This is a genomic window from Cryptosporangium arvum DSM 44712 (assembly GCF_000585375.1).
GTDB classification, from domain to species: Bacteria; Actinomycetota; Actinomycetes; order Mycobacteriales; family Cryptosporangiaceae; genus Cryptosporangium; species Cryptosporangium arvum.
Genome location: NZ_KK073874.1, coordinates 2933840 through 2952821 on the forward strand (window position 1 = coordinate 2933840; position 18982 = coordinate 2952821).

3 protein-coding genes are annotated in these 18982 nt (G+C 75.1%); 1 reads left to right on the plus strand and 2 read right to left on the minus strand.

Features of this window, described 5'->3' with window-relative positions; translation table 11 throughout:
* The first annotated feature begins 9 nt into the window (after positions 1-9).
* The gene (locus CRYAR_RS13720; protein WP_051570144.1) at positions 10-16710 is read left to right on the plus strand and encodes a non-ribosomal peptide synthetase; all 16701 of its coding nucleotides are present in this window, start codon (positions 10-12) and stop codon (positions 16708-16710) included.
* A 28-nt stretch (positions 16711-16738) separates the two neighbouring features.
* On the opposite strand, the gene CRYAR_RS13725 is transcribed toward CRYAR_RS13720, so the two are convergent.
* Positions 16739-18364: a methyl-accepting chemotaxis protein gene (locus CRYAR_RS13725; RefSeq protein WP_035851083.1), complete on the minus strand. Its 1626-nt coding sequence runs from the start codon at positions 18362-18364 to the stop codon at positions 16739-16741.
* Between the two features lie 75 nt (positions 18365-18439).
* Positions 18440-18877 (minus strand): Lrp/AsnC family transcriptional regulator, encoded by a 438-nt coding sequence (locus CRYAR_RS13730; RefSeq protein ID WP_035851085.1) that lies wholly within the window; start codon positions 18875-18877, stop codon positions 18440-18442.
* Positions 18878-18982 lie beyond the last annotated feature (105 nt).

The window sequence follows — 18982 nt, forward strand, 5'->3', positions numbered from 1 at the left end:
GGGTGCGGTGTGTCCGCGAGTGACCTGACCAGCGGGATCGACTCCCGGGCGGCCTACTGGCGGGAACTGCTCGCCGGCGTCACCGCGGACCTGCCGCTACCGGTCGACGTCTTCGACGCGCCCCCGGCCGGCACCGGGGTGGCGCAGCGTCCGGTGCCGGGTGCGGCCGGCGCGGCCGCCGAGCGGATCGGCGCCGACGCCGACGACGTGCTGCTGGCGGCGTTCGCCGCGGTGCTGTCCCGGTACGGGGCCGGCGACGACCTGGTCGTGCTGGCCGGCGGCGCGCCGCTGCGCGTCCGGATCGACGCCGGCGCCGGGCTCGACGCGCTCACCCGGCGGGTCGCGGCGGCGCGTGCCGACGCGGCGGCCCACGTCGTCCCGCTCGCCACGATCGCCGAGGAGGTCCGGGCCGAGCCGCTGCGCCGCGGCGGGGTGCTCGCGAACGTCGGCTTCGGCGGCGAGCCGGACCCGGCGCTCGACCTGTGGCTGGGCGCGGCGGACGACACGCTCACGCTGCGGTACGCCACCGAGGTCATCTCGGCCACCGGTGCCGCGCGGATTCTCGGCCACCTCGTCACGATGCTCTCCGGCGACGTCGAGCGGCCGGTCGGCGCCCGGGCGATGCTCTCTGCGGACGAGTACGAGCAGGCCGTCCACGGCTGGAACGCGACCGGGCACTCCACGGCTCCCGGCACCGTGCCCGCGCTCTTCGCCGACCGGGTCCGCGCGGCCCCGGACGCGATCGCGCTCGTCGTCGAGGACGTCACGCTCACCTACGCCGACCTCGACGAGCGCGCGAACCAGCTCGCGCACCTGCTCCGCGAGGCCGGCGTCGGGCCGGAGACGTTCGCCGGGCTCGCGCTGCCCCGGTCGGCCGCCCTGATCGTCGCCGAACTGGCGGTGCTCAAGGCCGGCGGCGCCTACCTGCCGCTGGACCTCGACTACCCGGCCGAGCGCATCGCGTTCATGCTCGACGACGCCGCCCCGGTCGTCGTCGTCACCACCCGCGCGCTGGCGGCGACGCTCCCGGCGGGCACCGCGGTGCTGGTGCTCGACGACCCGGCGACCGCGGCCGACCTGGCCGCGCAGCCGACCGGCGCGCCGGACGTGGACCTCGCGGTGACGAACGCGGCCTACGTCATCTACACCTCGGGCTCCACCGGCCGCCCCAAGGGCGTCGTGCTCTCCCACGCCGGCGTGGCCAAACTGCTGGCGACCGGCGTCGAGCACTTCGGCATCGGCCCGCAGAGCCGGGTGCTGCAGTTCGCGTCCCCGAGCTTCGACGTCGCGTTCTTCGACCTGTGCCTGGCGTTGCTCTCCGGCGGCCGGATGATCCTGGTGCCGTCCGACCGGCGCACGCCCACCGACGCGCTCACCTCGTACGCCCGCGAGCACGGCGCGACGTTCATGATCCTGCCGCCGGCGCTGCTCGGCGCGCTGCCGGCCGACGCCCGGCTCCCGGAGGGCGCGACGCTGCTGGCCGGTACCGAGCGCATCTCGCCGTCGCTCGTCACCCGGTACGCGCGCGGGCGCCGCATGTTCAACGCCTACGGCCCCACCGAGGCCACCGTCAACTCGACGCTGGGCCGCTGCGACCCCGACCGGACCGAGTCCTCGGTGCCGATCGGCCACCCCGACCCCGGCACCCGCGCCTACGTCCTGGACGACGCGCTGCGCCCGGTACCGGTCGGTGTCGTCGGGGAGCTCTACCTCGCCGGCGACGGGCTCGCGCGGGGCTACCTGGGCCGTCCGGACCTGACCGCGGCCCGCTTCGTCGCCGACCCGTTCGGTCCGGGCGGCCGGCTCTACCGCACCGGCGACCTCGTGCGCCGCCGCCCCGACGGTCAGCTGGACTTCGTCGGACGCTCCGACGACCAGGTGAAGATCCGCGGGTACCGGATCGAGCTCGGCGAGGTCGAGGCCGCGCTGGCCAAGGATCCCCGGGTGGCGCAGGTCGCCGCGACCGTGCGTGAGGACCGGCCGGGCGACAAACGGCTCGTCGCGTACGTGGTGCCAGCGCTCGAGGAGGCCGAGGACCACCGCGTCGAGCAGTGGAGGGAGCTGCACGAGCGCCTCTACGGCTCCCGCGCGGGCGAGCAGGTCGGGGAGGACTTCACCGGCTGGAACTCCTCCTACGACGGCCGGCCGATCCCGCTCGACGAGATGCGTGAATGGCGCGACGCCACCGTCACCCGGATCCGGGCCTTACGACCGCGGCGGGTGCTGGAGCTCGGCGTCGGCAGCGGGTTGCTGTTGCACCGGATCGCGCCGGACTGCGACGAGTACTGGGGCACCGACCTGTCCGCGGGCGCGATCGACGGGCTGCGTCCCCAGGTCGGGCCGCACGTGACGCTGCGCCACCAGCCGGCCGACGACGTCACCGGCCTGCCGCCGGGGCACTTCGACGTGATCGTGCTGAACTCCGTGATCCAGTACTTCCCGGACACCGGCTACCTGGAGCGGGTGTTGCGTCAGGCGACGTCGCTGCTCACCCCCGAGGGCGTGCTGTTCGTCGGCGACGTGCGTAACCTGCGGCTGCTGCGGACGTTCCGGGCCGGGGTCGCGTCCGGACGGACCTCGTCCGCGTCCGGTGCCGCCGCGGCGGTCGCGCAGGACCTGGCCTGGGAAGGCGAACTGCTGCTCGACCCGGACGCGCTGCCGCGGATCGCCGCGCGTCTCGGGTTCGCCGCCGACGTCGAGCTGAAGCGGGGCGCGGGCGCCAACGAGCTCACCCGCTACCGGTACGACGTCGTGCTGCGCCGCCGGTCCGCGCCGGTCGAGCCGCCGCCGAGCGTGGCGTGGACCGGTTCTCCGGCGGCGGTGCTGGCCTCCGGACCGGACGCGATCCGGATCACCGGCATCCCGAACGGCCGCCTCGACGCCGACCTGGCCGCGCTGCGCACGATCGAGGGCACCGCGCCGGGGAGCCCGGGCGTCGACCCCGAGTCGTTGTACGCCGCCGGCCGGGAGCACGGCTACACCACCCGGCTGACCTGGTCCGCGGACGCGGCCGGCCTCGACGCGATCTTCACCCGCCCGGGCCGGGCCGTTCCGGTCGAGCCGGGCGCCGCCGCGGCCGACGCGCCGATGGCGAACCGGCCCGCGGCGTTCCGGGACGTTCCCACGCTGCTGCGTCGCCTGCGTGAGCAGGCGCGCGAGTGGCTGCCGGAGTACATGGTGCCGTCGGCGTTCGTGCCCCTGCCCGAACTCCCGGTCACCGGAAGCGGCAAGCTCGACCGGGCCGCGCTCCCGGCCCCCGACCGGGCGGCGCTCTCCACCGGCGCCGCACCGCGCAGCGCCCGCGAAGAGCTGCTCTGCACGATCTACGCCGAGGTGCTCGACCTGCCCCTGGTCGGCATCGACGACGACTTCTTCGCCCTCGGCGGCGACAGCATCATCGCGATCGACCTGGTGATCCGGGCCCGGCAGGCCGGCCTCGCCCTGCGTCTGCGTGACGTGTTCTCGCTCCGCACGGTGGCCGCGCTGGCTCCGGCCGCGACCCCGGCGACCGAGGCCACCCCCGGCACGCTCCCGGACGCCGTCGACCCCGACACCGCCGCCCGGCTCGCCGACGAGCTCCCCGGCCTCGCCGAGATCCTCCCGGTCACGCCACTGCAGGAAGGGTTCTACTTCCACGCGCTGGTCGACGGCGCCGACACCGGCGCCTACGTCGTCCAGCTCGTCGTCGAGCTCGAGGGCGCGGTGCGGCCGGACGCGCTGCGCGCCGCCGCGCAGACCGTGCTGGACCGGCACGCCCCGCTGCGTGCGGCGTTCCGGCCGCGCCCCGACGGCCGGCTGGTGCAGGCGATCGTCGACGGCGTCGAGCTGCCGTGGCGCGTGGTCGACGCGTCCGACCTGGACGAGGACGCCCAGCAGCGGCGCCTGACCGCGGAGGCCGACGCCGAGCGCGCCCGCCCGTTCGACCTCGCCCGCCCGCCGCTGCTGCGTGCCCTGCTGGTGCGCCGCGACGGTGGCCGCGCCTGGCTCCTGCTGCAGTTCCCGCACGTCATCGCCGACGGCTGGTCGGTCTCGGTGCTCCTGCGCGACCTCTTCGCCGCCTACGGCACCGACGCCCGGCTGCCCCCGGTCGCGCCGTACCGGTCCTATCTGGCCTGGCTCGCCGCCCGCGACACCGAGGCGGCCAGGGCCGCGTACCGCGCCGCGCTCTCCGGTCTGGACGAGCCCACGCTCCTGGCCCGCGCGGTGCCCCCGCCGCTCACCGGGCGCAGCCGCGCGGGCGAGGTGCGGGTCGAGCTGCCCGCGGCCCTCTCGGCGCGGGTCGCGGCGCGCGCCCGCGAGCAGGCGCTGACGCTCGGCGTCGTCGTGCAGGGCGCCTGGGGTCTGCTGCTCGGCCGCCTCACCGGGCGCTCCGACGTCGTGTTCGGCACCACGGTGAGCGGTCGCGCCGCCGAGGTGGACGGCGTCGCCGGGATGGTCGGGCTGCTCATCAACACGGTGCCGGTGCGGGTGCGGTGGCACGCGTCCGACGGCCTCGCCGACCTGTTCACCCGGCTCTCGGCCGAGCAGTCCGCGCTGCTCGACCACCAGTACGTCGGGCTCTCCGACCTGCAGCGCGACGCCGGCGTCGACGAGCTGTTCGACACCGTCGTGGTGCTCGAGAACTACCCGGTCGACGCCGGGCTGAGCGACGCGGCGGGCACGGTCACGCTCGCCGGGCTGGACTACCGCGACGCCGGCCACTACCCGCTCGCGTTGATCGCGGTGCCCGGCGAGCGTCTCGAACTGCGGTTCAAGCACGACGCCACCCGCGTGGACGCCGCGTTCGTCGCGCAGGTCGCGACGTGGTTCACCGGCGTGCTCGAAGCGTTCGCCGAGGCGCCGGAACGCCCGGCGGGCCGCCTCGAGCTGCTCTCCGGAGCGGAGCGTGCGGAGCTGCTCACGGCCTGGTCGGGGGCGCAGGGCCCGGCGCCGGAGACCGTCCTGGACCTCTGGGCGAGCCACGCGTCGTCGACCGCGACCGCCGTCGTCGACGGGAACCACGCGCTGACGTTCGCCGAGCTCGACACGCGCGCCGACGAGCTCGCGGAGCGGCTGCGTGCCGCCGGGGCCGGTCCGGAGACCGTGGTCGGGATCGCGGTACCGCGGTCGCTGGACCTGCCGGTCGCGCTGCTCGGCGTGCTCAAGTCCGGTGCCGCGTACCTTCCGCTCGACGTGGCGCTGCCCGCCGAGCGCCACACCGCCGTGCTCGCCGACGCGGGCGCGACGCTCGTGGTCGCCGCCGGCCTCACCCTCCGCGGCGCCGAGGCCGTCCCGGCGGCGGAGCTGCGCGCGCCGCGCGGGGACAACGCCGCGTACGTCCTGTTCACGTCGGGGTCGACCGGGCGGCCCAAGGGTGTGCTCGTGCCGCACTCGGCGCTCGCCTCCCAGCTGGCCTGGGTGCAGCAGCGCTTCGGCCTGGGTGCCGACGACCGGGTGCTGCACCACCTGTCGATCGGGTTCGACCCGGCCGTGCTGGAGCTGCTGTGGCCGCTCACCGCGGGCGCGACCGTGGTGCTGAGCCCGCCCGGGGCCACCGGGGACCCGGCGGCGCTCGTCGAGCTCGTCCGGCGGCACGGCGTCACCACGATGGTGCTGGCGTCCTCGCTGCTCCCGCCGCTCACCGACGCGGCCGGCGACCGGCCCACCCCGCTGCGCCGCCTCCTCGTCGGCGGCGACGCGCTCGTCGCTCCGGTGGCCGAGCGCTGGACCGCTACGACCGGCGTTCCGGTGGCCAACCTCTACGGCCCCACCGAGACCACCGTCCAGGTGACCTCGTCCGACGCGACCCCCGCCGCGAGCGGGCCGGTGCCGATCGGGCGGGCGGTGGACCGGGTGCGGCTCTACGTGCTCGACGACGCGCTGCGGCCGGTACCGCCCGGCGTGCCGGGGGAGCTGTACGTGGCCGGTGCCCAGCTGGCCCGGGGGTACGTCGGCGCGGCGGCGCTCACCGCCGACCGGTTCGTCGCCGACCCGTTCGCGCCGGGGCGCATGTACCGCACCGGCGACCTGGTGCGCTCCACCGCCGACGGCGTGCTGACCTACCTGGGCCGCACCGACCGGCAGCTCAAGGTGCGCGGCAACCGCATCGAGCCCGGCGAGATCGAGGCGCACCTGCTCGCCCGCCCCGAGGTCGCCGAGGCCGCCGTGCTGGCCCCGGACGGCCGCCGCCTGATCGCGTACCTGGTGCCCCGGGCGGATTCCGGACTGGACGTCGAGGTCGTGCGGGCCGCGCTGGCCGGTGCGCTGCCGGCGCCGTTCGTGCCGGACGTCCTCGTCGTGCTCGACGCGCTGCCGCGCACGTCCGGCGGCAAGCTCGACGTCGCCGCGCTCCCGGACCCCGAGCCGGTCGCGGTCGCCGCGGGCCGGGCCCCGGCGACCCCGCTCGAGCGCCGGTTCTGCGCGATCGTCGCGGCCGTGCTCGGGCTGCCGGAGGTCGGCCCGGACGACGACTTCTTCCGCATCGGCGGCGACAGCATCCAGTCGATCGCGGTCGCCAACCGCGCCACCGCGGCCGGTACCCCGATCACCCCGCGCGACGTCTTCACCCACCGCACCGCCGCGGCCCTGGCCACGCTGGCCGCCCCGACGGCCTCCGCGCCGGAGCGCGCGCACGCGCCGGTGGGCGTCGAGCTCACCGACGACGAGCGGCGCACGATCGACGCGCGCAGCCCGTGGCCGGTCGAGGCGGTCTGGCCGCTCTCGCCGCTCCAGGAAGGACTGTTCTTCCACGCCGGCTACGACGGCACCGGCTCGGTCGACGTCTACACCGCCCAGGTCGCGTTCGACGTCGCCGGCGGCCTCGACGCCGACCGCCTGCGCGCCGCGACGAGCGCACTGCTCGCGCGCCACCCCGGCATGCGCGCCGGCTTCACCGCCGACGGCCTGCCCGGCCCCGTGCAGTTCGTCACCGTCGACCCCGAGCCGCCGCTCACGCTCGTCGACCTGACCGGGCTCGGCCCGGAGGCCCAGGACGCGCGGATCACCGCGCTCCTGGCCGACCACCGCACCCGCCGTTTCGACCTCGCGGACCCGCCGCTGTTCCGGATGCTGCTGATCCGTCGCGGCGACGGTGCCGACCGGCTCGTGCTCACCCACCACGTGCTGCTCTGGGACGGCTGGTCGGCCCGCGTCGTCCTCGAGCAGCTCTTCGAGCTCTACCACCGGCGTGAGCCCGCCCGGGCCGGCTCCTACGGCGACTACCTGGCCTGGATCGCCACCCGCGACGCCGAGGCGGCCAAGCAGGCCTGGCGCGCGGCGCTCGACGGCCTGGCCGAACCGACCCTGGTCGCCCCGGCCGAGGGCACCGGCACCGTCCCCGCGCTGCCGCACCGCCGCCGCGCCGACCTCCCGGCCGAGCTCACCGCCCGGCTCACCGGGCTGGCCCGGGCCGAAGGCGTCACGCTCAACACCGTCCTCAACGCCGCCTGGGCGCTCACGCTCAGCGGCGCGGTCGGCCGCACCGACGTCGTCTTCGGCTCCACCGTGGCCGGCCGCCCGGCCGAGCTGCCCGACGTCGGCGACGCCGTGGGGCTGTTCCTGAACACGGTGCCGGTGCGGCTCGCGCTCGACCCGGCCGAAACCGTCGCGGACCTGCTGCGCCGTGCCCAGGCCGAGCGCGCGGCGCTGATGCCGCACGAGTACCTCGGCCTCGGCGACGTGCAGCGCGAGTCCGGTCACGCGCGGCTGTTCGACACGCTGTTCGCGTTGCAGCACGTCGGCGACTCCGACGACCTCGCGACGAAGTACGGCGCCACCGAGGTCGCGAGCATCGACGCCACCCACTACCCGCTGACGCTGGTGGTGGCCCCGGGCGAGCGGCTGCGGGTGATCCTCGCGCACCGTCCGGACGCGATCCCGGCCGCCACCGCCGGCGCGCTGCTGGCCCGCTTCACCACGATCCTCGAGCGCTTCGCCGCGGACCCCGGCACGACGCTCGGCCGCCTCGACGTGCTCCCGGCCACCGAGCGCACCGCGCTGGCCGCCCGCGCGGCCGCCACCGCCCACGTGCTGCCCGAGCAGACGATCGCCGACCTGCTCGGTGCCCAGGCCGCGCGTACCCCGGACGAGATCGCGCTGGTCTTCGGCGCGGAGCGGCTGACCTACGGCCGGCTCGACGAGCGCGTCAACCGCATCGCCCGGCTGCTGCTGGACGCCGGTGCTGGCCCGGAGCGGATCGTCGCGCTGGCGCTGCCGCGCTCGGCCGACATGGTCGCGGCCCTGTTCGCGGTGCTGCGTACCGGCGCGGCCTACCTCCCGCTGGAGCTCGACCACCCCGACGCCCGGCTCGCGGCGACGATCGCCGACGCCGAGCCGATCGCCGTGCTCACGACCGCGGCGGTGGCCCCGCGCCTGCCCGGTGAGCCGCTGGTCCTGGCGGACCTCGACCGGTTCGACGGTGGCCCGGTCGACGTCGAGTTCAGCCTGGACCACCCGGCGTACGTGATCTACACGTCCGGCTCGACCGGGAAGCCGAAGGGCGTCGTCACCCCGTACCGCGGCCTGACGAACATGCAGCTCAACCACCGCGAAGCGATCTTCGAACCGGCGATAGCCGCCGCCGGCGGGCGACGTCTGCGCATCGCGCACACCGTGTCGTTCGCGTTCGACATGTCGTGGGAAGAGCTGCTGTGGCTGGTCGAGGGCCACGAGGTGCACGTCTGCGACGAGGAGCTGCGCCGCGACGCCCAGGCCCTGGTCGCGTACTGCGACCGGCACGCGATCGACGTCGTGAACGTCACGCCGACCTACGCCGACCACCTGATCGGCGAGGGGCTGCTGGCCTCCGGCCCCGAGCAGCACCGGCCGCCGCTCGTGCTGCTCGGCGGCGAAGCCGTGTCGGACTCGGTGTGGGGCCGGCTGCGTGACACCGTCGGGACGTTCGGCTACAACCTGTACGGACCGACCGAGTACACGATCAACACCCTCGGCGGCGGAACGCTCGACAGCGCGACGCCGACCGTCGGCCGGGAGATCTGGAACACCGGCGTCCACCTGCTCGACCCGTGGCTGCGGCCGGTGCCGGACGGGTGCCCCGGCGAGCTGTACATCGCCGGCGCCGGCCTCGCCCGGGGCTACCTGGGGCGGCCGGGGCTGACCGCGGAGCGGTTCGTCGCGAACCCGTTCGGCCCCGGACGGATGTACCGCACGGGTGACCTGGGCGTCCGCCGTCCCGACGGGAACATCGACTTCCTCGGGCGCACCGACGACCAGGTGAAGATCCGCGGCTACCGGGTGGAACCCGGCGAGGTCGAGGCGGTGCTGGCCGCGCACGAGGACGTGGCCAGGGCCGCGGTGGTGGTGCGGGGCAGCGGCGACGCGCGGCGGCTGGTCGCCTACGTCGTGCCGACCGGGCGCTCGACGGCCGGCGACGAGGACGAACAGGTCGCCGAGTGGCAGCAGGTGTACTCGGACGAGTACGACGAGATCCCGACCGCGCTGGCGCACGAGGACTTCTCCGGCTGGGACTCCTCCTACGACGGGCAGCCGATCCCGCTCGCGGACATGCGCGAGTGGCGGGCGACGACCGTCGAGCGGATCCTCGCGCTCCGCCCGCGCCGGGTGCTGGAGATCGGCGTCGGCAGTGGGCTCCTGCTCTCGCGCCTGGCGCCGGAGGTCGACGAGTACTGGGGGACCGACTTCGCCGGGCCGGTGATCCGGAAGCTGCGCGCGGAGCTGCCGGCGTCGCTGGCCGACACGGTGCACCTGCGCCACCAGCCCGCCGACGACGTGAGCGGGCTGCCCCGCGGGGTGTTCGACACCGTCGTCATCAACTCGGTGATCCAGTACTTCCCGAGCGAGGAGTACCTGGTCACGGTGCTGGAGCAGGCGCTGGACCTGCTCGCCCCCGGCGGGTCGGTGTTCGTGGGTGACGTGCGCAATCTCCGGCTCGCCCGGGTGTTCCACACCGCGGTGCAGGCCGGGCGGGTGGCTCCGGACCGGCTCCGGGGCGCCGTGGACCGCGCGCTGGCGCTGGAGAAGGAACTGCTCGTCGACCCGGCCCTGTTCGGGTCCCTGGCCCCGGCGACCGTGCTGGTGAAGGCGGGCGAGCACCACAACGAGCTGACCCGGCACCGGTACGACGCGATCCTGCGCACCGGCCCGACGGTGTCGGTGGCGGACGTCCCGGCGGTTCCGTTCCCGGGCGCGGCCGCCCTCGAAGCGGTGGTGGCGGCGCACGACCGCGTGCGGGTCACCGGCATCCCGAACGCCCGCCTCACCGGCGAACTGGCCCTGCTCGGCGACGCGCCCGTGCTCCCCGGCGTCGAACCCGACGCGCTGGTGGCGCTGGGGGAGCGGCTGGGGCGGCGGACCACGGTGACCTGGGCGCCCGGCGACGACGGCTCGCTCGACGCGGTGTTCACGGTGGACGACGGGGCCCTCGTCGACGTGGTGCGGGCGGACCGGGATCCCGGCGGGCTCGCCAACCGTCCGGCCGCGGCGCGCGGGGCGGCGGCCCTGGTCACCCGGGTCCGCGAGTACGTGAAGAAGCGGGTGCCGGACTACCTGGTGCCGGCCGCGATCATCCCGATCGACGACCTGCCGCTCACCGTCAACGGCAAGCTCGACGTCGCGGCGCTGCCCGACCTGGACGCCCCCGGCGCGGGCTCCGGCGCCGGGCGGGCCCCGGCCACCCCGCTGGAGTCGACGCTCTGCGACCTGTTCGCCGACGTCCTCGGCCTCGGCCAGGTGAACGCCGACGACAACTTCTTCGATCTGGGCGGGCACTCGCTGCTGGCGACCCGGCTGGTCGGCCGGGCCCGCGCCGCCCTCGGCGCGGAACTGTCCATCCGCGACCTGTTCGAGGCCCCCACGGTCGCCGAGCTGGCGTCCCGGGTCGGCGAGGCCGGCGACGGCCGCCCGCAGCTCACCCGCTACCCGCGGCCGGCGACGCTCCCGGCCTCGCCCGCCCAGCAGCGGCTCTGGTTCCTGCAGGAGCTCGACCCGGCCTCGCCCGCGTACAACTTCCCGCTCGTCGCGCGGATGCGCGGTCACCTGGACCGGCCGGCGTTCGCGGCGGCACTGCACGACGTGGTCGCCCGGCACGAGGCCCTGCGGACGCTGCTCGTCGCCGACGACGGGCGCCCCACGCAGGTGATCGTGCCGGTCGAGCGGGCGCACGTGCCGATCGTCGAGCGCGCCGACCTCGACGTCGCGGCGCGGGAACCGTTCGACCTGGCGCGGGAGCTGCCGATCCGGGTGGCGATCGACGCCGGGCACGACGGCGACCACCGGGTCCTCGTGCTCCTGCACCACGTCACCACCGACGAGTGGTCCGACGGCCCGTTCCTGCGTGACCTGGCCACCGCCTACGCGGCCCGGCTGGCCGGCTCCGCGCCGTCCTGGGCCGAGCTACCGGTGCAGTACGCCGACTACACGCTCTGGCAGTCCGCGCTCCTCGACGACGTCGCCGAGGCCCAGCTCGCGTACTGGGTCGAGGCGCTGCGGGGTGCGCCGCAGCGGCTGGAGCTGCCGTACGACCGGGCCGGAACGCCCGCCCGTCCGGTCGCCGAGCTCGCGGTCGACGTGGCGAGCGAGACGTCCGCGGCGCTGCGTCAACTCGCCCAGCAGAGCGGCGCGAGCATGTTCATGGTCGGTCAGGCCGCGGTCGCCGCGCTGCTGCACCGGCTCGGCGCGGGCGACGACCTGCCGCTCGGGGCGCCGATCGCCGGGCGCACCGACGAGAAGCTCACCGACCTCATCGGGTTCTTCGTCAACACGCTGGTCCTGCGCACCGACGTGTCCGGCGACCCGGCGTTCGGCGAGCTGGTCGGCCGGGTGCGCGCCGCCGACCTCGCCGCGTTCGCCGCGCAGGACGTGCCGTTCGAGGCGGTCGTGCGCGCGGTCAACCCGGACCGCTCCGCGACCGACAACCCGCTGTTCAACGTCATGGTCGTGTACCGCAACCGCTCGGACGTCGGCCTCGCGATGCCGGGCCTGACCGTGACGCCGCAGGCGCAGTCCACCGGTACCGCCCGCTTCGACCTGGTGTTCGCGTTCCTCGAGGGCGACGACGGCGGGCTCGCCGTCCTGCTCGAGTACCGCGCCGACCGGTTCGACGCGACCACGATCGAAACGCTGGGACGGCGGCTGAACCGGCTGCTCACCGCCGTCGCCGCCGCCCCGGACGCGCGTCTGAGCGACGTCGACCTCCTGGACGGGCCGGAGAAGCGGCGGGTGCTGGAGGAGTTCAACGACACCGCGCGAGCGGTGGAGGAGAAGACGCTGCCGGCGCTGTTCGCCGACCGCGTGCGCGAGGCCCCGGACGCGATCGCGGTGGTCGACGCGGCCGGGGAGACGACCTACGCGGCGCTCGACGCGGGCTCCGACGCGGTCGCGGCCCGGCTCGCGGCGCGGGGCGTCACCGCCGGCGACGTGGTGGCGCTGGCCGTGCCCCGCGGTGCGGCGCTGGTGACCGCGGTCCTCGGTGTCCTCAAGCTCGGGGCGGCGTACGTACCGCTGGACCTGACGCACCCGTCGGACCGGCTCGCGTTCATGCTCACCGACAGCGCCGCGGTGCTGACGATCACCGACACCGCGGTCGCCGACCGGGTCCCGTTCGGACCGACCCTCCTGCTGGACGAGGCCGCGGCACCGCGCCCGTGGCACGGGCCCGGCCCCACGCTGCACAGCCCCGCGTACGTCATCTACACGTCGGGGTCGACCGGGACGCCCAAGGGCGTGGTCGTCGGCCACGAGGGCATCGCGAGCCTCGCGGCGCTGGCCACCGACCGGATGGGCGTGACCAGGGACAGCCGGATCGCGCAGTTCGCGTCGGTCGGTTTCGACGTGTTCGTGTTCGACCTGACCCAGGCGCTGACGGTCGGCGGCCGGCTGATCGTCCTGCCCGACGACGTGCGTGTCGCCGACCACCCGCTCACCGACTTCCTCGCGGCCACCGGGGCGACCCACGCGATCCTGCCGCCGTCGCTGCTCTCCGCGCTGCCCGCCGACTGCGAACTCCCCGACGGCATGGTCGTGCTGGTGGGCACCGAGACCGTGCCCCCGTCCCTGGTGCGGCGCCTGACCCGGCGCCAGCGGGTCTTCGGCGCCTACGGCCTCACCGAAGCCACCGTGAACAACACGCTCTGGGAAGCCGAGCCGGGCTGGGACCAGGCCGTCCCGATCGGCCGCCCCGACCCGAACACCCGCGCCTACGTGCTCGACGACCGGCTCCGGCCGGTGCCGGTCGGCGTGCCCGGCGACCTCTACCTCGGCGGGCGTGGCCTGGCCACCGGCTACCTCGGGCGCCAGGCGCTCACCGCCGAGCGGTTCGTCGCCGACCCCTTCGCTCCGGCTTCGTCGCCGGGGAGCCGGATGTACCGCACCGGTGACCGCGCCCGCTGGCGTGCCGACGGCAACCTCGACTTCCTCGGCCGCGACGACGACCAGGTGAAGGTGCGCGGCTACCGGATCGAGCTCGGCGAGATCGAGGCGGCGCTGGCGCGGACCGACGGCGTCACGCAGGCGGCGGTGATCGCCGACCGGGCCGGCGCCGTCACCCGGCTGATCGGGTACGTCACCGGCGACCCGTTCCTGGACGGGGCCTCGGTGCGGGCCGAGGTCGCCACGCACCTGCCCGAGTACCTGACACCGGCCGCCGTCGTCGTGCTGGACGGGCCGTTGCCGCTCACCGCGAACGGCAAGCTCGACCGCGGCGCCCTGCCGAAACCGGTGTTCGGCACCGAGGGACGCGCCCCCGCGACCGAGCGGGAGAAGGTGCTCACGACGATCCTCGCCGACCTGCTGCACCTGCCGTCGGTCGGCGTCGACGACGACTTCTTCGCGCTCGGCGGCGACAGCATCATCGCGATCCAGCTGGTCAGCCGGGCCCGCCGGGCCGGGCTGCGGCTCAAGCCCTCGGCCGTGTTCGCCGGGCGCACGCCGGCCGGTCTGGCCGCGGCCGCGGAGGAACTGCCCGGGGCGCTCCCGGCGCGCACCGACCTGCTGACGCTCACCGAGGAGGAGAAGGCCCAGGTCGCCGCGTGGAACGCGGCCGAGATCCTGCCGCTCACCCCGACGCAGGAGGGCATGCTGTTCCACGCCGCCCTCGACCAGGGCACGATCGACCCGTACCAGGTACAGGTGTGGCTGGAGCTGCCGGAGGGCGCCGACCTCGCCCGCGTGCGCGCGGCCGGGCAGGCCCTGCTCGACCGGCACGCGAACCTGCGGGCGTCGTTCCGGTACCTGGAGTCCGGGCGGCCGGTCGCGGTGATTCCCGACCGCGTCGAGCTGCCGTGGACCGAGTACACCCCGGAGGCCTGGGCGGAGTTCGGCGAGGCCGAGCTGGTGCGCTTCGACCTCGGGCGGGGGCCGCTGGTGCGGATGGCGGTCGCCGGTGACCTGCTGGTCGTCACCCACCACCACATCCTGCTCGACGGGTGGTCGGGGCCGCTGTGGGTCGGCGAGCTGAGCGCCCACTACACCGGCGCCGAGCTGCCGCCCCCGGTGGCGTTCCGCGACTACCTCGGCTGGCTCTCCACCCAGGACACCGACGCCGCCCGGGAGGCGTGGGCGGCCGAACTGGCCGGCCTGCCCGCCGCCGGGCACGCACCGCGGCACCTGGCCCCGGCCGATCCCGGGGTGCCGCCGGTCTGGCCGGAGACCGCCACCGGGTACCTGTCGGAGGAGGTCACCGAACAGCTCACCCGGTTCGCCCGCGGCGCGGGCGTGACCGTCGGCGCGCTCGTCAACACCGCCTGGGGTCTGACGCTCAGCCGCCTCACCGGCCAGGACGACGTGGTGTTCGGCACGATCGTCGCCGGCCGCCCGGCCGACCTGCCCGGCATGGAGTCGATCGTCGGCCTGTTCATCAACACGGTGCCGGTGCGGGTCCGGACCGCACCGGACACCAGCCTGCGCGACGCGCTGGCCCAGGTCTGGGACGCCCAGTCGCGCCTGGCCGAACACCAGTACCTCGGCCTGAACGACATCCAGCGCGCGGCCGGGGCCCGCGAGCTCGTGGACACGATCGTCGTGGTCGAGAACTACCCGACGGCGGCCGGGGACGGCGCGGTGATCCGCCCGGCCGGCGGTGACGACGCCACCCACTACCCGATCTGCTGGGACGTCAAGATCTCCGACCGGCTCAAACTGGCCGCGCAGTACCGGCCCGACCTGTTCACGGCGGACGAGATCCGGCGCTTCACCGAGGCCTTCGCGTCGGTGCTCACCGCGTTCGTCACCGACCCGGACCGCCCGGCCCGCGACCTCGACGTCCCCCGGTTCGCGCGCGACTCGATCCGCTGGGAGCAGTACCCGGTGGACGCACCCCCGGCGACCGACGCGTCGCTGGTCACCGCGGTCCGCGAGCTCTACGCCGAGGTGCTCGACCAGCCCGTCGGCCCGGACGACGACTTCTTCGCGCTCGGCGGCGACAGCAACGCGTCGACCCGGCTGGTGCAGGCCGGTCGCCGCCGCGGGCTGGAGATCGGCATCCGCGAGGTGTTCCGGCTGCGGACGCCGGCCGCGGTCGCCACCACGGTGACCGCGGCGGAGACCGTCGTACCGGCGACCCCGATCGTGCGGTGGCTCGCCGACGCCGGGGGGAGCATCGACGGGTTCAACCAGTCGGTGGTGCTGCGGACCCCCGCCGGCACCGACCCGGCCCGCCTGGCGCGGGCCCTGCAGGCCGTCGTCGAGCGCCACGACCTGCTACGCGCGCGCCTCGACCGCGCCGACTGGTCGCTGCGCGTGCCCCGCGCGGCCCTCCCGGTCCCGCTGCGCACGGTTCCGGTCACCGGCTTCCCGGCCGACGCGCTGCGTGCGGCCGTCGACGCGGAGGCGCGCGCCGCCCGGGACCGGCTGGCCCCGGACACCGGGGCGATGGTGCAGGCGGTGTGGTTCGACGCCGGGCCCGAGCCGGGGCGGCTGCTGCTGATGATCCACCACCTGGTCGTCGACGGGGTGTCCTGGCGGATCCTCGTCCCCGACCTGGCCGCCGCCTACCAGGGCCGGACGCTCGAGGACGTCGGTACCTCGTTCGCCGACTGGGCCGTCGCGCTGGAGACCGCGGCCGCCGCGCGCGCCGGTGAACTCCCGTACTGGCGCGGAGTCCTGGACGGCCACGTCCCGGGACCGGAGCCGGTGGCCGAACGGGACGAACTCCGGATCGTGCTCGGCCCGGAGGAGACCGCACCGCTGCTCGGCCGGGCGCGTGACCGGCTGATGGCCGCGTTCGCGCTGGCCCTCGACGGCGCCCCGTTCGTCCTCGAAGGCCACGGCCGGGAGGAGTCCGCGGTGCCGGGCCCGGTCGACCTCTCCCGCACGGTCGGCTGGTTCACCAGCGTCTACCCGGTCCGCCTCGACGTCGGCCCCGGCACCCCGGCCGAGCAGCTGGACCGGGTCGCCGCGGCGCTGGCGGCGGTCCCCGGCAACGGCATCGGGTACGGCCTGCTGCGCTACCTCGGCCCGGACACGGGTGCGGAACTCGCGGAGGCCGGTCTGCCCGACGTCCAGATCAATTACCTGGGCCGGTTCGACGCGCCGGAGGCCGCCGACTGGACGTTCGCCCCTGAAATGGCGGCGGCCGCCGCGTACGCCGACGATCCGGGCATGAGCCCGGCCTACCCGATCAGCGTGACGGTGAGCGTCGACGACCGCGCCGACGGACCGGTCCTGACCGCGACCTGGACTTTCACCGCCGACCGCGCCGACGAGGTGCGCCGCGTCTCCGGCGCCTGGCGGGAGAGGCTGGCCCAATTGTCCGAATGAGACGGGCGGACGGCCCGCGCGCGCCGCGTCAGACGCGGAAGCCCGCGACCGAGTCGTTCAGGGCGCTCGCGGTGAGGGCCAGTTCCCGGGCGGCGCCGGCGGCCTGGGCGGCGCTCGCGTTCGACTCCTCGGCGGTGGTGGACACGTCGCTGACCGTCTGCGCGATGTGATCCACCCCGGTCGCGGCCTGCCCGATGCTGCGATTGATCTCGTGGGTGGTCGCGGTCTGCTCCTCCACCGCCGAGGCCACCGTCGTCTGGTGCTCGTTGATCTGCTCGATGATCGCGTTGATCTGACCCAGCGCGGTCGCGGCCTCGTCGCTGCTGGCCTGCATCGCGGCGATCTTGCGGGTGATCTCCTCGGTGGCCTTCGCGGTCTCCTGGGCCAGGTCCTTCACCTCGGTCGCGACGACCGCGAAGCCCTTGCCGGCCTCCCCGGCCCGCGCGGCCTCGATCGTCGCGTTCAGCGCCAGCAGGTTCGTCTGCTCGGCGATGCTGTTGATGACCTTGACGACGTCGCCGACCTCGACGCTGGCGGCACCGAGCGCGGCCACCGAGTCGTTGGTCTGCTGCGCGGTGTTCAGCGCCTGCTGCGCCACCTCCACCGCGCTCGCCGCGCTGCGTGAGATCTCCGCGATCGCCGCGCTCATCTCCTCGCTCGCCGCGGCCACCGTGCTCACGCTGGCCGCTACCTCGTTCGCGGCCAGCGACGCGGTCTGCGAACCGCTCGCGGTGGTCGTCGCGCCGGTCTCGATCCGGGTGGCGACGGCGCTGAGCTCCTGCGACGCGGCCGTCACCCGGCCGGCCTGCTGGAGCACCTCGGCGACGCTGGCGCGCATCGAGTCGAGCGTACGCTTGACGCCCCGGGCCATCGTCCCGACCTCGTCCCGGGTGCCCGGATCCGGCACGGTGGTGGTGAGGTCGCCGTCGGCCATCCGGTCGAGCGCGGCCCCGACGCCCTGCAACGGCCGGCTGATCCCGCGCGCCACCCACAGCGCGAGCACCAGCCCGATCGCGATCGCGGTCAGCAGCCCGGCCACCGAGATCGTCAGCGCGGTCGCGTACCGCTTGTCGAGCTCGTCGGCCCGGTCCTTGGCCTGGACGTTCTCCGCCGCGGTGATCTTCTTCAACGCGTCCTCGGCGGCCAGGTAGGGTGCTTTCGCCGGGCCTTCCTTGACCCGGACGTAGCGGGCCCGGTCACCGGCCACCGCCGCCGGGATCATCTGGGCCGTCGCGATGTCGTCGTACGTCGTGAACGCGGTGACGAACTCGTCGACGAGCGTGGGGTCGGCCGCGGTGCTGCGGTACTTCGCGGCCAGCACCGTGATCGTCTCGCCGTCGTCGCTGATCTGCTGGGCCTTCTGCGTACTCGCGGTGCTCCCGGCGTCGAGCAGCGCGAGCGAGTTCTGGTCGGCGCGCATGAGCCGGAACGCGTCACGCAGCTCGCCGACGGTGATCAGCGGGCCGACGTTGTTGGTGTAGATCGCCTTGCCGACCGAGCGCACCTCGGCGGTCTGCAGCAGCGTGACCAGCGTCGCGGCGCACGAGACGGCCAGCGCGGCGAGCACCGCGAGGGTGATCTTCGCGCCCACTTTCAGATCGCCCCAGAGCCGACGTCTGCCCGTCGGCTCCTCGACGCTGTGCGGCTGCGCCACGACGTCCCCCGTGCGGTTGTAGGAGAGAGAGCACCTCTTCTCTCGTCGGCACCGGAACCGGAGCTCTGAGCGAAATCAGGTCCGGGGACGCTCGAACAACCGGGACATGACGATCGTGGTGCGGGTGCGGTCGACCTGGGGGAGCGCGCGCATCCGTTCGACCGTGCTCTCCACCCCGGCGATGTTCGCCGCCATGACGTGCACCAGCGCGTCGGCGTCGCCGGTGATCGTGCGCACGCCGACCACCTCCGGAATCGCCTCCAGGTCGGCGCGCAACCGGGCGGGCGACACGTTGCCCTGGTACGACAGCTCGACGTAGGCCTCGGTGTCCCAGCCGAGCGACGCCGGATCGACGATCGCGGTGAAGCCGGCGATCGCGCCACGGTGACGCAGCTGGTCGACCCGCCGCTTCACCGCCGGCGCCGACAGCCCCACCTGCGTCCCCACCTGCTGGTAGGTCGCCCGGCCGTCGCGCAGCAGCGCGGCCACGATCGCCCGGTCCAACTCGTCCATCGGCACTCGATTCGTTGTGTGATCGGCCTCTCTGCGCAAGAAATCGACGCTGTGCGCGCAACAGATCGCGATTGCTTGCGGGTGACGGCGTTCGTACGTTAATCG